This window comes from Dactylosporangium sucinum (assembly GCF_014647515.1).
GTDB classification, from domain to species: Bacteria; Actinomycetota; Actinomycetes; order Mycobacteriales; family Micromonosporaceae; genus Dactylosporangium; species Dactylosporangium sucinum.
In genome coordinates this window covers 105913-119339 of record NZ_BMPI01000019.1, presented here as the reverse complement: position 1 = coordinate 119339, position 13427 = coordinate 105913, and the positions used below count along the sequence as shown (strand labels likewise).

Here is a 13427-nt window from a genome sequence, read left to right as displayed (position 1 = left end):
CTCACGACGCTTCCCCGGGACAGGCGTCGGCCGGGTTCGGCCCAGGCCGAGGCGAACCCGACGGCAAGGCCCGGCTCGTGCAGGACACCACGCGCCTGTCCCAAGCCGTCAGGGACCACCGTCCCGGTGGGCCGGGACAAGCGGCCGCTGGCGGCCGCCGCGGCGTCGATCATGTACTGACCGGGGCGGGAGCGGGAACTCAGCTGTCGGACAGCGGACGCGAATCATTCTCACGGCGGACGGGAGCGTCGATATTCGGATCAGGACAGGACATCGCACAGGCAGCGCACGGTGGCGGCGAAGGCGACCTCCACGCCCGGGTAGCGAGTGACCGCCAGGAGCCCGGCCAGGCGGGCGACGACGAGGACATGGAGACCGCGGTTGACCGTCATGCGCTCACTGTCGGCGACGTGCGGCGGCGGTACATCGGGCATTCGACTCCGCCCGATGACCTGTCCCCCGGCCGGGAGCGGGCCGAGTCAGCTGACTGATGTGCCGCCGCCGCGCGGCGCCGACACTGGATACGACCTCGACACCGCCGACGCCGAACGCAGGAAGCGGCGCACCATGACCGACGCTGCCGGTTTCCGGCCATCGGCTCGGCCGGCGAGGCCGCATCCTGCTGGCCGAGCCCCGCACAGTCTTGCTCATCGGAAAGTAGGAACATGACCACCCACGAAGCGAGCATCGTGATCGCCGGCCTGACGTTCGCCGAGGCGCCACGCTGGCACGACGATCGAATCTGGTGCTCGGACTTCTACACCGGCCAGGTGATGTCGGCGCGCGAGGACGGCGCCGACCCGCGCGTCGAAGCCACGGTTCCCCGGCAGCCGTCGGGACTCGGCTGGTTGCCGGACGGCCGCCTTCTCGTCGTCTCCATGCGCGACCGCAAGGTGCTGCGCCGCGAGCCCGACGGCACGCTGCGCACCCACGCTGACCTGAGCCGGCACGCGACCGGGCACCTGAACGACATGTCCGTCGATGCGATCGGCCGTGCCTACGTCGGCAACTTCGGGTTCGACCTGATGGGCGGGGCGCCGGTGGAGCCGGCCTCGCTGTACCGGGTGGATCCGGACGGCGGGGTGACCGAGGTGGCGGCAGATCTCTGGTTCCCCAACGGGATCGTGCTCACGCCGCAGGGCGTCCTGCTGGTGAACGAGACGTTGGGGAACCGGATCACCGCGTTCGACGTCACCGAGGACGGGCGGCTCACCAACCGCCGCGTGTGGGCGGCATTCGGGCCGCTGCCGACCGGGCGCGCCTTCGAAAGGGTGCTGTCCCAACTCGCCGTCGCGGGCGACGGGTCGTGCCTCGACGCCGAGGGCGGGCTGTGGATCGCCGATGCGACCGGCGCGCGGCTGCTACGGGTCCTGGAAGGCGGCGAGATCACCGACGAGGTACGGCCCGGGACGAACGTGTATGCCTGCGCGCTCGGCGGCTCCGACGGACGCACGCTCTTCGCCTGCGCAGCGCCCGACTTCCACGAAGCAGCGCGGAAGGCCGCCCGCGAAGCCAGCCTGATCGCACTGCCGGTCGTCGTTCCGGCGTGATCGAGGCCTCAACCGGGGCGGCGCGGCAGCCGGGCTGCGATGATCTCTGCCGCCCGCCCGATGACGGCCCACTCCTCCTCGGTGGCGTCTCCCAGCAGTTCGGCGATCCTGCGCACCCGCGCCGCGCGGCCACGTTCCAGCACCTGACGGCCGGCCGGCGTCGCCTCCACCAGCACGACCCGGCGGTCGGTCTCGGACCGGAGGCGACGCACCAGCCCCAGCTCCGACAGCGCGTCCACCTGCTTGGTGATCGCCGGCGGCGTCACCCGCTCCACCTCGGCCAGCCGGCTGACCGGCATCGGACCGCCGAACACGAGCACGGACAGCAGCGAGGCCCGTGGGCCGTCCAGATCCATCTCCGCGTCCACCGCGCTCGCGGTCCGCAGCAGGCGCACCGCGACCGTGTGCAGCCGATCGGCTGCATCCCGTTGACCAGATTCCTTCACCAAGGTTAACCTTTCACCAAGGTTAAGGATAGGAGTGGTCATGGCTCTGGGTCCAGTCGGGCAGATCCACATCAGCGTCAGCGACCTCGACCGGTCGATCCCGTTCTACCGGGACGTGCTCGGCATCCCGTTCCTGTTCCGCGTGCCCGGCCAGCCGATGGCCTTCTTCCAGTCCGGCGACGTCCGGCTCTACCTCGGTCAGCCCGAGTCTCCCCGGTTCCAGTCGAACGTCCTGCTCTACTTCACCGTCGACGACATCGCGGCGGAGTACGACCGGCTGACCGCCGCCGGCGTGACCATCGACGAGCCGCCGCACGTCGTCCACCGGGACGAGGCGTCCGAGCTGTGGATGGCGTTCCTCACCGACCCCGACGGGCAGAACCTCGCGATCATGCAGAATCGGCTGACGCCTCGCGCCGGCGCCTGACCCAACCGTCTCGTCAGGACGCGGGGCGTGGAGACGGCAGCGCGCGTGACAGGAAGGCCGCCGCCACCGCCGTGTTCACGGAGTCGGCATCGATCGACCCGTCGTAGCGGACGTTGTCGATGAAGTACGTCGGAGCCCGGTGCAGGTGCATCGCCTCCGCGTCGGCGAGGTCCTCGTCGACCCGCTGGACACCGGTCGCGTCGCTCCAGTCGCGTTCGAATCGCCGCAGGTTCAACCCGGCGCCTGCGGCCGCTCGACGGATCTGCCGCTCGTCTTCGATCGGCGCCTCGCGGATGAGCTCGTCGCGCATCTCCCAGAATCGTCCCTGCAGCGCCGCGGCCTCGTTGGCGATGGCAGCGGAGCGACCGAGTGGCTGATCGAGCGGGAGATGGCGGAACGTGTACACGACTTCGCCGCCGAAGCGGCCCTCCATTTCGCGGCGCATCTCTCCCGCGGCGGGCGAGTACGGCGTGGCGTAGTTGCCGTACTCGACCACCGTCACCGCGGCGCTCGCCGGGTCTCCCAGCACGGGGTCGCGAGACGGGTCGAGCGTCCGCACGAGGCGGTCCCGATGCGGCGATCGCCGCCGCTCACGTGCGCTCATGACGGCGAAGGCGACGGCACCGAGAGCAGCGGCGAGCACGGTGGCCGCGATCACGCCGATCTGTCCGCGGCTGACGTCGACCGCATCGTCGAACGCCAGGTCCGTGACGAAGAGCGAGATGGTGAAGCCCATCCCGGCGAGCATGCTCACGCCGACGACGTGGGACATGCGTACCGCCGGTCCGAGCGCGCCGGGCCGGACCCGGGTGACGATCCAGGTCGACACCGAGATGGCGACGATCTTGCCGACGACCAGACCGGCGATGATGCCCCACGTGAGCCGTGAGGTGAACGCGTCGGCCAGCGACTCCCGGGTGACCGTCACGCCGGCGTTGGCCAGGGCGAAGATCGGCAGGACGAGCCAGGTGATGTACGGCGCCAGGGCACGGTGGGCGCGCTCGTTGATCGAGACGGCTCGCGCGAGCGAGTCCCCGGCCGTGCGGGCGTACCCGGCGGTCGGCGACATCTGGAAGGCGCGAACGTGGTCCTGAGCTCTGCGCAGGGCGTCGAACCGCGTGGGGAAGATCGGCAGCAGTACCGCGATCGCGACGCCGGCCAGGGTGGCGTGCACGCCCGAGAGGAAGAAGCCCGCCCAGACGACGATCGAGGGCAGGAGGTACAGCGCCCCACGCCACACCCCGAGGAAGCGCATCACTGCGATCACCGCGAGACCGCCCACGGCGATGAGCAGCGGCAGCGGGCTGAAGCGGTCGGTGTAGGCGAATGCGATGACCCCGAGGGCCCCGACGTCGTCGGCGACGGCGAGCGTGACGAGAAAGATTCGCAGCTGGGCAGGCATCCCTCGGCCGATGAGCGCGAGCATTCCCAGCACGAAGGCCGTGTCCGTGGAGACCACGATCCCCCAACCGCCGACCGCGTCGGTGCCCCAGGTGGCCCGGACGTAGATCAGTGCCGGGACGACGAGGCCGGCGACGGCCGCGATGACCGGGACGCTCGCCCGGCGCCAGTCACGCAGCTCACCGAGCTCGAGCTCGCGGCGGACCTCGAGCGTGACGTGAGCGAAGAAGACGGCCATGACCGCGTCGTTGACCCAGTGCCGCAGGTCGAGCTCGAACCTGGAGCCCGCGAGATCGAGCCCGAGCGGGAGATGCCAGACCGACTCGTAGCCGTCGCCCGGAAGATTCGCCCAGATGAGCGCGACGACGGTGCCGGCGATCAGGACGACGGCCCCGCGCAGGGCCTCTGGGCTGCGCAGCAGACGGGCGATGGGACCGCGACGAGCGGTACCCCTGGCCATGCTCGTCATGCCGTTTCGGTGGGCAGGAGGAGGACCTCGGCGAGGTTCACGCCGCGGGGCAGCGCCGCCGCGAGCGTGACCACCGCGGCGATCGTGTCCGGCTGCACCGCGGAGGCGGCCCGGGCGCGCCGCAGGTCATGCCCGGGCGCTGCCGCGTTGCGACGCTCGCCGGACTGGTCGACCGCGAACGCGGGCTCGATGATGTGGACCCGCATGCCCCGCGGCCCGTACTCGTGGCGAAGAGCGCGTGCGAGCTGCTTGATGGCCGCCGAAAGCGCGTTGAACACCGCGAAACGAGGGGCGCGGACGTCGGTGCTGACGGCCCCGATCAGCACGATGTCGGCCGGCGACCCGCTGTCCGCGCGCTGCAGGAGCGGCTCGGCGAACGTCTGGGACGCGTGCAGCAGCCCGCGAAGGTTCACGTCGATCATGTCGGCCCAATCCGCCGGGATGCCGTCGCCGAAGGCGGAGCCGGTGATCACGCCCGAGGACACGACCAGCAGGTCGACGTGGCCGAAGCGCGTGATCGCGGCCTCCCGGGCGTCGTCGACCTCGAGCTGGGAGGTGACGTCCGCGACCGTGGACAGCACCCGATCGCCCCCGCCGAGTTCGCGTTGGAGGGCGGCGAGGCGGTTCGCGTCCCGGCCGACCAGGACGATGCTCGCGTCGGCCCGGACCAGCTCGTGGCAGATGGCTCGGCCGATCCATCCGGTCGCGCCGAAGACGACTGCGACCCGCCGGCCGAGGACGCCTGCGGTCGCGCTGTGCTCGCTCATCGTCCGCGTCCCGCGGCCGCGAAGGGCAGCAGCCGCTCCCAGTAGAGGGCGGTGAGCCGCTCCCGGTTCGAGGGATCGGTGACGTCCGTGCTCGGCAGCACGACGCGGTCGTCTTCGAGGTAGGCGCCGGACGGGACGTCGGCGACCGCGGCATGGAGGACCCGGGCTGCGCCCCGCGTGGGAGGACCGCCGATCCTGCCCATCATCGCCGCGCTGAGCGGCGTGTCGTTGAGCCCGGGGCAGAGGGCGACGACCCTGACCGGCAGCGACCGGAGTTCGTCCGCGAGCAACGACGACCAGGTCACCATCGCAAGCTTGGCCCGCGCGTACGCCGCCACCGGCGAGTAGCCGTGCGCCAGGTCGATGTCGTCGAAGTGGAACCGCTCGACGCGGTGCGCGGACGAGCCCACGTTCACGATTCGTGCGCCCTCAGCCAGCGACGGAAGGAGCAGCCGAGTCAGCAGCGCCGGCGCGAGCGCGTTGACCTGCAGCGTCCGCTCGAACCCATCCGTGGTGACGATCCGCTGCGGCGCGCCGGGAACGCCGGCATTGTTGATCAACAGATCGATCGCCGGCACGAGCGACGCGATCGAGCGGGCGGCCCCGACGACGTCGCAGAGGTGGGTGAAGTCGGCGCCGACGTAGCGGACGTCGGCGGGGCCGGACCCGCGGATCTGCGTGAGCACCTGCCGTGGCGCTTCCGGCTCGGGTCCGAGCACGACGAGCGTCTCGGAGATCGCCGCCAGCCGGCGGGCTGTCGCTTCGCCGATGCCGCTCGTAGCTCCGGTGAGCACCACCGTGCCGAACCGCTCCCTGGGGGCCTTCACGGCGCGGACACCCGGTGCCGGTGGGTCCGGGGCGCGGTCATGGTGGCGTGATGGACAGGCATCGCGGTACATCTCCTGTGTCGTGGCGGCCGGCTCGATGGCCGTGTACCGCCACTGTCCGCGCCGCGCGGCCGCGGTACATCAGTCATCCGACTCCGCCGGCGGAACCTTCCGCGCGACGGTAGCGACACCTACTCTGCCGACATGCTCAGGACACTGTTGCGCACCACGTCGCCATGATCGGCACGGCCCGGCGCGTGGGAGCTGATCAGCGGCCGCCCGGCTCCAGCGCGGCAACCGGGCGTACCGGCTGCGCCGCGGTTCCGGCGAGCCACGTCGCGAGCGCGTCGGCGGCCTGCTCCGCCGCCCGGCGGGCGGTTTGCACGGTCGCGCCGGCGAGGTGCGGGGTCAGCACCGTGCCGGGTGCCGTCCGCAGCGGTGAGTCCGCCGGCAGCGGTTCGACGTCGAACACGTCGAAGGCGGCGGCCCGCAGCCGTCCCGATGCGAGGGCCTCAGCCACGGCCGGGTAGTCGAGCAGGCCACCACGGGCGGAGTTGACCAGCACCGCGCCCGGCGGCAGCTGGGCCAGCTCCTTGGCGCCGATCATGCCGCGGGTCTCGGCGGTCAGCCGGGCGTGCAGGCTGAGCACCTGGCTGCGGGACAGCAGCTCGTCCAGCGGGACCGCATCGGCGCCGTCGAGGGTGGCGGGGTCGGCGTACGGGTCGTGCACGAGCACGGTCGCGTCGAACGCGCGCAGGATGCGGGCCACCCGCCGGCCGATGGCGCCGTAGCCGACGAGCCCTGCGGTGGTGCCGCCGAGCTCGGAGCCGACGGCGTCGAGCGCGTAGAGGTCGGAGCGCCACTGGCCGGCGAGCACCGACGCGTGGGTGGCCGGGATCATGCGCAGCGCCGCGAGCATGAGTGCGACGGTGTGTTCAGCGGCGGCCACCGCGTTGCGCCCCGGTGTGCTGCGGACCTCGATGCCGCGGGCCTCGGCGGCGGCGAGGTTCACGTTGACCGGTCCGCCGCGGGTGACCACGATCAGTTTCAGTGCCGGGGCGGCGGCCAGCACCCGTTCGGTGAGCGGCGCCATCTGGGTGATCACCACGTCGACCCCGGAGAGCAGGTCGATGAGCTCGTCCTCGATGTCCGACGCCTCGTCGACCTCGTTCACCGGGCCGAACGGCGTGTGCGGCCACGGTCCGGTGTGGGTGACGATGTCGAGGCCGGTGAGCCGGCGGAGGGCGTCGACCACGAGCGAGGGGGTGACGAAGTGGTCGCCGGCGACGAGTACGCGGGTCACGGGGTGGTCCTCCAGGTCGAGCGGGCGTTGGCAACAGCGAGCAGGTAGTCGGCGTAGCGGTCGTCGTAGGACCGGCGCGGGGTGAACACGGCGGTCGGCGGTGGCGGCGGCAGCTCCGCATCGCCGACGGTGCGCAGCGCCGCCTGAGCCGCGCCGCGGGCACCGACCTCCTCCCCGAGCAGCACCCGCACGGGCCGGTCGAGAACGTCGGCGAAGATCTGTGCCCAGGCGCCGCTGCGCATGCCGCCACCGCAGGCGAACAGTTCGCCGTCGAGGCCGGCGGCGGTGAGGCAGTGCCGTGCGCTGTACGCGATCGCCTCACAGGTGGCGACCACGAGGTCGGCGGCCGTGACGCCGGTGTGCAGTCCGTCGATGCGGGCCCGGGCCGCGGGCGCCACGAACGGCGCCCGTTCGCCCGCCTCGGCGAAGAACGGCAGCACCGACAGGCCGGTGGAGTCGCCGCCGGCCAGCAGCGCCGGCAGGTCGTCGGGTGTGCCCCCGGTCAGGTTCAGCACCCAGTCCAGGCCGGCCGTGCCGACCATCGCCGGGAGCGCTCGCAGCCATCGTCCCGGTTCCCAGGTCGTGAGCGTCAGCCCGGCGGGCTCGCCGGTGCCGACCCGGTCGGCGAGCACCTGGCAGGCCAGGGTCGTGCCGACGATCAGCAGGCCGTCGCCGACCTTCGCGACGCCGGCGCCGAGCGCGGCGGCCGGCAGGTCGTACGGCGCCGCGACCACCGGTGTGCCGGCCGGTATCCCGCCGATGGCGGTGCGCAACCCCTCGACCGGGGCGGCCAGGACCGGCGGGAGCAGGTCCCGGCGGTGAGCCAGGCCCAGTGTGGCCAGCAGTGCGGGGTCGTAGTCGCGGGTGCCGGGGTCGAGGAACGGCACCGAGGACACGTCGGTCGCGCGCAGCCCGGTCAGCCGTTGCACGACGACGTCCTTGCAGTACGCCGCGGTGGCCGCCCGGTCGAGCGTGGCCGGCTCGTTGCGGTCGAGCCAGGCCAGTAGCGGCCCGGCGCTGCCTGCGAACGGCAGGTTGCCGGTGCGGTCGAACACCTGCAGCAGCGCGCCGCCTGCCGTCCATTCGGCGACGACGTCGGCGGCGCGCGCGTCGAGCCAGGAGATGGCGGCCCGGACAGGGTGCCCGGCGTCGTCCACCGCCCAGAGCCCGTCGCCCTGCCCGGTGATCCCGACCGCCGCGACCGGCCCGGGTTCGAGCTCGTCGAGAACGGCCACGACCGAGGCGGTGACCGCCGCGGCGTCCTGCTCGTACCGGCCCGGGCCCGCCCGGTGCAGCACCGTGGGGCGGGCGGCGCGGCGCAGCGCGGTGCCGTCCGGCGCGAACACGACCGCCTTGGTGACGGTGGTGCCGACGTCGACACCGACCGCGTGGGCTGCCTCAGACCGCTTCATACTTGACGCCGTTCTCGCGCATCTCCAGCAGCGCCTCGGGCGGCGCCTGCTTGTCGGTGATGACCAGGTCGATGTCGGACAGCGGGGCGAGGCGGTGCAGGGAGGCCCGGCCGAGCTTGGTGTGGTCCACCATGAGCACCGACCGCTGGGCGGCACGGATCATGGCCCGCTTGACCAGGACGATCTCCTGTTCCTGGTGGTACGCGTAGTTGCCGGAGACGGCGGAGGTGGAGGCGAAGAGCAGATCGACGCGCAGCGCCTCGATCGCGTCGATGCACGGCACGCCGAGGAAGGAGTCGTGCGTCGGGTAGTACTCCCCGCCGAGGGCCAGCAGCCGGATGCCCCGCATGGTGCTGAGCAGCTTGATGGTCTCCAGGAAGTTGGTCATCACGGTCAGCGGCGCCGCGTCCTCCAGGAGCCGGGCGAGTTCCAGGGTGGTGGTCGAGTCGTCCAGCATGACGGCCATGCCGGGCTCGATCAGCTCTCGGGCTCGCTGCGCGATCGCGAGCTTCTCGGCCTTCGCGGCGCGCAGCCGGAAGGACACGTTGCTCTCGAACACGCTCGACGGCTGGGCGCTCACCCCGCCGCGGAACTTGCGGACGACGCCCTGCCGCTCCAGCTCGTCGAGATCGCGGTGGATGGTCATCAGGCTGACATGGAACAGTTCGGCCAGCTCGTTGGCCGACACGGAACCGTGCTGCAGGACGTGCTCGACGATCTCCGCCTGCCGCTGGGCCGGCCGGCTGCGCTCCGTTGCGTCGGTCATGGCTGCCATCCTTCAGACACCGGCACGTTGTACGCCAGCAGGGCCATCGGCACGCCGTCCCCGGCCAGCCGGAGCGTGGTCACCGCGGTCGGGTCGAGCGCCGGCAGCCGGTGGCGGTACTGCGCGAGCGGCAGGCCCAGCGCCGCGCACACGACCAGGCGGATGATCGTGCTGTGGGCCACCACCAGAGCGCTGCCCTCCGGTACGCGCGCGTGCAGCGCGGCCAGCCCGGCGTGGAAGCGGTCGACGGCGCGGGCCGGGTGCTCCCCGCCGGGGAAGTGATGCGTGACGGGGTCGCGGACGAACGGCTCGGCGACGGCCGGGTCGAGGTCGGCGAGCGTGTGCCCCTCCGCGATGCCGAAGTCCAGCTCCCGCAGCCGGGGGTCGGCGGCCGGGGCGAGCCCGGTCGCCGCCGCCACGGCGGCCGCGGTGTCCACGGCCCGCCGCAGGTCCGAGCTGGCGAGGGCGGCGAACCCGCGGCCGGCGGCCCAGCGGGCGAGCGCCTCCGCCTGCCGCACGCCGACGTCGTCGAGCGCGATGTCGCTGCGCCCGGTGTACCGGTTCGGCGTGTGCCAGGCCGTACGGCCGTGCCGGGCCAGCGTCACGGTGTTCATGCCGCACCGCCGGAGGCGCCGACGAGCGGGACGTCCTTCGCGTAGCCGGCGAGCCCGGCGTCGATCCAGTCGCGCTCGACGAGAGCGTCGAGGAAGCGGGCGTAGGCATCGGCGAACCGTCCGGTCGCGCCGGGCCGGGGCGTGACGACGGTTCCGGGACGGATCATGCGGCCGGCCGCCGAGACGAGCGGGCCTTCGCCCGCGGCGGCGAGGACGGCCATGCCGAAGGCGGGCTCGGCGCTGGCCGGCAGGATCAGTTCGTGGCCGAGGATGTCGGCGCGCAACTGGCACCAGTACCGGCTGCGGGTGGCGCCCCCGGTGACGTAGTACGGCCCATCGACCCGTGCGCCGAGACGGCGCAGGTGTGCGTACGCGAGCTTCTCGACATAGGCGACGGCCTGCAGCACGGCCGCGTACCGGTCGTCGTCGTCGACGAGGTCGCCCGCCTCGAACGCCTCGGCGTCGGGCCGGACGAACGGGAACCGCTCGCCGCGGCCGGCGAGCGGGTAGACGATGCCGCCGGCCGGTTCGAACCGCGCCGCGGCCGCGTCGCGGCGGGCGCGGTCGGCGGCGGGGAAGCGCCGGTCGAGCAGTGCGGCCCCGACGCTCGACGCGCCGCCCGGCAGCCAGCCCTGATCGGGGTGGCGGTGCGAGTACACGGCGCCGGCCGGATCCTCGAGCCGATCCGCTGTGACGCCCTTGAGGACGAGCGTGGTGCCGAGCACGGCGTTCCACGAGCCGGGGACCAGCGCGCCGGCCGCGATCTGGGCGGCGCAGCCGTCGGTCATCCCGGCTCGCACGGGCGTGCCGGCGGCGAAGCCGGTGTGCGCGGCACCGTCGGCGTCGAGGTGGCCGAGGAGCGTTCCTGGCCGTACCACATCGGGAAGCACGCCGGCGGGCACCGCTGACGCCGCCGGCCAGGCGAGCGCGGCCGGGTCGTAGCCGGTCTTCAGCGCGTGGCTCCAATCGGTCGCGACCCGGTGCCCGACCAGCCGCGCGGCGAGGAAGTCAGGGCAGTGTTCGAGCCGGACCCGGCCGGCGGCGAGGCCCGCGCGAACCGGTGCGCTGCCGTGCTCGGCCAGCCAGGCGAGCTTCGCGAGCGGCCAGGAGGGCTGCCCGGGGCCGGCCCAGCCGTCCGCGGCGCGGGCGTCGTCGTACATCAGCGCCGGCGTCAGCGCCTCCGCCGGTGCGTCCGCCCCGGCCAGCAGGAACGTCCCGGACGTGCCGCAGATCGCCATCCCCCGCACGAGCCCCGCCGGCCGGGGGAGGACCCGTCCGGCGTCGGCGAGCGCCGCCCTGCCGGCATGGCCGAGGACCTGCCACCACTGCTCGGGATCCTGCTCGTGGCGGGTGCCGGACCGGTGGCTGTCCAGCCGGCCGGCGCCGCGCCCCACCACGGCTCCGTGGTCGTCCACCAGCAGGACTCGGAGGCTTTGTGTGCCGACGTCGACGCCGGCCCACAGGCCCGAGGTAGAAGTGTGCTCGATTCCCATGCGCTGTCGCAGCTTCCCGTCGTGCGAAGTGAGCGTTCGGTTGATGTTAAGATAACAGCCACTTATCGTATCGGCTAGATCCAGGCGGCCGAGTCGACGTTTTAGCAGCTCAGACCAATCCGGCCGCCGGTGCGGCCGCGGCGGGACTGGCCGGCTGCCCTCGCAGTGCTGCGAGATCTTCACATCAGCGGTTCACTACGGGCGCGCTTCAAGGCGCCGGAACGGATGGTGCGGGTGTCGACCGCTACGGCTGTCGCGCTCGGCGTCGCCGCGCTGTTCGCGGTGTTCACGGGCTTCAATGACGCGGGCGTCCTGGTCGGGATCGGCGTCGGGGCGTCGGGGCTGCGCCCGCCCGGCGCGCTCGCGCTGCTCACCACCGCCGTGCTCGCCGCGCCACTGCTGGTCGGCACCGCGGTGGCCACGACCCTCGACGGGCGGCTGGTGCCCTCGGTGGCACCGGGACCGGCGTCCAGGGCGCAGATCCTGGCGGGGATCGGCGCTGCCGTCGCGGTGACCGTCCTGCTGGCGGCTCGTCGCCTGCCCACCAGCCTCACGCTGGCGCTCATCGGCGGCATCGCGGGTGCCGGCACCGGCGGCGGTCTCGTCGGCGGCGGTGGTGACGCCGTCGACTGGGCGGTGGTGGGTGCGGTGCTCGCCGCGGCGGCCGCGGCGCCGCTGGTCGGTGCGCTGGTCGCCCTGGGTGCCGCGCGGGTCGTCGCCGCGCTGCCACCGGCGCGGGCCGGGCGCCGCGGCGGGGCCGCGAGCCGCCTGCGCCGGCTGCACCTGGGCGGATTCGCCGCGGCCTGCGTCGCGTACGGCGCGAACGACGGCCAGAAGATGCTCGCGGTCTACGCGGTGCTGCTCGGTGGCGCGCCGGACCGCTACGCCCGGTCGCCGGCCGCGCTGGCGCTGATCGCGGCCTGTTTCATGGCGGGCGGCCTGCTCGGGGTGCGCCGCCTGGGCGGCGCCGGCGGCGGGCTGGTCGCGGCCCGGCAGGACGGAGTGGTGGTGACCGAGCTGTCGAGTGCCGGTGTGGTGCTCGGCACGGCCGCCGTCGGCGCGCCGGTGAGCATGACCCAGTCGATGTCCGGCGCGCTGGTCGGCGCCGGACTCTCTCGAGGAGCGAGGAGAGTGCGATGGCGGAAGGTCCTGCGACTGAGCCAGGCGTGGCTGCTGACCCTGCCGGCGGCGTTCGTCGGTGGGGGCGCGTGCGCGGCGGTGGCGGTGTCGCTGGTGTCCTGAGCGGGCTGGCCCGGCTGGGCCGGGACCTGGCCGGCGCCAACGACCGGTCGCTGGTCGGCCTTGTCGCCGAGCAGGTGCGCTGCGCCGAGCGCGGCGTCGAGGTGGCCCGCCGGGTCACGGCGGGCATCGTGGAACCGGCCCGGGCCCGGCACCTCATCGGCGTGGTGGAGCACGACGGCGACGCGCACCGGGCGGCCCTGATCGGCCGGCTGCGGCGCACGGTGACCTCCCCGATCGACCGGGAGGACCTGTTCCGGCTCTCCCGCGGTGTCGACGACGTGCTCGACGCGACGCGCGACTTCGTGCGGGAGTTCGACCTGTTCGGCGCGGCGCCCGACCCGCTGTACGGACCGGTGCTGGACCGTCTGGCCGGCGGGCTCGCCCGGCTCGACGCCGCGGTGGGCCTGTTGCCCGACGCGCCCAGGCGGGCGGCCGAGGCCGCGGCCGAGGCGAAGAAGCCCGGCGTCCGCCCGGCCTACCAGCACGCGGTCGCGGCGCTCATGCCGGGCACCGGCGCGGCGGCCCTGGTGCCGGTGCTCCTGCTCGGCCGGCTCGATGTCGCCGGACAGCGTCTCGCCGCGGCTGCGGACGCTCTTGCCGACGGCGTCATGAAACGATTCCAGTAGCGTGCCGAGTGAAGTTCTCACGGTGATAACGCTTCCGGTTCCGGGTGGTACGTGCCTGCCTCGTCCGGTTCGGCGTGCCACGTC

The 13427-nt window shown here is 73.4% G+C and carries 14 protein-coding genes; 4 read left to right on the top strand and 10 right to left on the bottom strand.

All coding sequences use genetic code 11. From position 1 onward, the window contains the following. Window positions 1–260: 260 nt before the first annotated feature. Window positions 261–392: a hypothetical protein gene (locus tag IEZ31_RS58200; RefSeq protein ID WP_268241677.1), complete on the bottom strand. Its 132-nt coding sequence runs from the start codon at window positions 390–392 to the stop codon at window positions 261–263. Between the two features lie 273 nt (window positions 393–665). On the opposite strand from IEZ31_RS58200, the gene IEZ31_RS20885 reads away from it, so the two are divergent. Next, entirely contained in the window at window positions 666–1550 is an 885-nt protein-coding gene (locus IEZ31_RS20885; protein ID WP_190251595.1) for an SMP-30/gluconolactonase/LRE family protein, read from the top strand. An 8-nt stretch (window positions 1551–1558) separates the two neighbouring features. Here IEZ31_RS20885 and IEZ31_RS20880 read toward each other — a convergent pair whose 3' ends face one another. Next, window positions 1559–2038 (bottom strand): MarR family winged helix-turn-helix transcriptional regulator, encoded by a 480-nt coding sequence (locus IEZ31_RS20880; protein ID WP_190251594.1) that lies wholly within the window; start codon window positions 2036–2038, stop codon window positions 1559–1561. Between IEZ31_RS20880 and IEZ31_RS20875 the strand changes: the two genes are divergently transcribed. Next, complete coding sequence (locus tag IEZ31_RS20875; protein ID WP_190251593.1) at window positions 2037–2423, top strand: VOC family protein; 387 nt, start codon at window positions 2037–2039, stop codon at window positions 2421–2423. The two genes, IEZ31_RS20880 and IEZ31_RS20875, sit on opposite strands and share 2 nt — an antisense overlap. Window positions 2424–2436: 13 nt before the next feature. On the opposite strand, the gene nhaA is transcribed toward IEZ31_RS20875, so the two are convergent. The 8 genes from nhaA to IEZ31_RS20835 all read right to left on the bottom strand — a co-directional run bounded on the left by nhaA (window position 2437) and on the right by IEZ31_RS20835 (window position 11475). Continuing rightward, window positions 2437–4293: a Na+/H+ antiporter NhaA gene (nhaA, locus tag IEZ31_RS20870; protein ID WP_190251592.1), complete on the bottom strand. Its 1857-nt coding sequence runs from the start codon at window positions 4291–4293 to the stop codon at window positions 2437–2439. After that, the gene (locus IEZ31_RS20865; protein WP_190251591.1) at window positions 4290–5060 is read right to left on the bottom strand and encodes an SDR family oxidoreductase; all 771 of its coding nucleotides are present in this window, start codon (window positions 5058–5060) and stop codon (window positions 4290–4292) included. The genes nhaA and IEZ31_RS20865 overlap by 4 nt, the downstream gene beginning before the upstream one ends. Continuing rightward, window positions 5057–5887 (bottom strand): SDR family NAD(P)-dependent oxidoreductase, encoded by an 831-nt coding sequence (locus tag IEZ31_RS20860; protein WP_229835655.1) that lies wholly within the window; start codon window positions 5885–5887, stop codon window positions 5057–5059. Before IEZ31_RS20860 ends, IEZ31_RS20865 begins: the two co-directional genes overlap by 4 nt. A gap of 268 nt (window positions 5888–6155) precedes the next feature. Further along, entirely contained in the window at window positions 6156–7190 is a 1035-nt protein-coding gene (locus tag IEZ31_RS20855; RefSeq protein ID WP_229835641.1) for a 2-hydroxyacid dehydrogenase, read from the bottom strand. Next, window positions 7187–8602 (bottom strand): FGGY family carbohydrate kinase, encoded by a 1416-nt coding sequence (locus IEZ31_RS20850; protein WP_190251589.1) that lies wholly within the window; start codon window positions 8600–8602, stop codon window positions 7187–7189. The genes IEZ31_RS20855 and IEZ31_RS20850 overlap by 4 nt, the downstream gene beginning before the upstream one ends. Further along, the gene (locus tag IEZ31_RS20845) at window positions 8589–9368 is read right to left on the bottom strand and encodes a DeoR/GlpR family DNA-binding transcription regulator (RefSeq protein ID WP_229835639.1); all 780 of its coding nucleotides are present in this window, start codon (window positions 9366–9368) and stop codon (window positions 8589–8591) included. The genes IEZ31_RS20850 and IEZ31_RS20845 overlap by 14 nt, the downstream gene beginning before the upstream one ends. Then, on the bottom strand, window positions 9365–9982 hold the full coding sequence (locus IEZ31_RS20840) for a histidine phosphatase family protein (protein WP_190251587.1): 618 nt from the start codon (window positions 9980–9982) through the stop codon (window positions 9365–9367). Before IEZ31_RS20840 ends, IEZ31_RS20845 begins: the two co-directional genes overlap by 4 nt. Beyond that, window positions 9979–11475, bottom strand: coding sequence for an FGGY-family carbohydrate kinase (locus tag IEZ31_RS20835; RefSeq protein WP_190251586.1), 1497 nt, complete (start codon window positions 11473–11475; stop codon window positions 9979–9981). Before IEZ31_RS20835 ends, IEZ31_RS20840 begins: the two co-directional genes overlap by 4 nt. Before the next feature lie 234 nt (window positions 11476–11709). Between IEZ31_RS20835 and IEZ31_RS20830 the strand changes: the two genes are divergently transcribed. Both IEZ31_RS20830 and IEZ31_RS20825 read left to right on the top strand, forming a co-directional pair. Next, a complete protein-coding gene (locus IEZ31_RS20830) occupies window positions 11710–12717 on the top strand; it encodes an inorganic phosphate transporter (protein WP_190251585.1) in 1008 nt (335 codons plus the stop codon). Continuing rightward, window positions 12684–13343 (top strand): DUF47 domain-containing protein, encoded by a 660-nt coding sequence (locus tag IEZ31_RS20825; protein WP_190251584.1) that lies wholly within the window; start codon window positions 12684–12686, stop codon window positions 13341–13343. The genes IEZ31_RS20830 and IEZ31_RS20825 overlap by 34 nt, the downstream gene beginning before the upstream one ends. Window positions 13344–13427: the final 84 nt, after the last annotated feature.

Coding starts and splice junctions, on each gene's coding strand:
- IEZ31_RS58200 (WP_268241677.1), bottom strand. CDS start 392: ATGACGGTCAACCGCGGTCTCCATGTCCTCGTCGTCGCCCGCCTGGCC.
- IEZ31_RS20885 (WP_190251595.1), top strand. CDS start 666: ATGACCACCCACGAAGCGAGCATCGTGATCGCCGGCCTGACGTTCGCC.
- IEZ31_RS20875 (WP_190251593.1), top strand. CDS start 2,037: ATGGCTCTGGGTCCAGTCGGGCAGATCCACATCAGCGTCAGCGACCTC.
- IEZ31_RS20880 (WP_190251594.1), bottom strand. CDS start 2,038: ATGACCACTCCTATCCTTAACCTTGGTGAAAGGTTAACCTTGGTGAAG.
- nhaA (WP_190251592.1), bottom strand. CDS start 4,293: ATGACGAGCATGGCCAGGGGTACCGCTCGTCGCGGTCCCATCGCCCGT.
- IEZ31_RS20865 (WP_190251591.1), bottom strand. CDS start 5,060: ATGAGCGAGCACAGCGCGACCGCAGGCGTCCTCGGCCGGCGGGTCGCA.
- IEZ31_RS20850 (WP_190251589.1), bottom strand. CDS start 8,602: ATGAAGCGGTCTGAGGCAGCCCACGCGGTCGGTGTCGACGTCGGCACC.
- IEZ31_RS20845 (WP_229835639.1), bottom strand. CDS start 9,368: ATGACCGACGCAACGGAGCGCAGCCGGCCGGCCCAGCGGCAGGCGGAG.
- IEZ31_RS20840 (WP_190251587.1), bottom strand. CDS start 9,982: ATGAACACCGTGACGCTGGCCCGGCACGGCCGTACGGCCTGGCACACG.
- IEZ31_RS20835 (WP_190251586.1), bottom strand. CDS start 11,475: ATGGGAATCGAGCACACTTCTACCTCGGGCCTGTGGGCCGGCGTCGAC.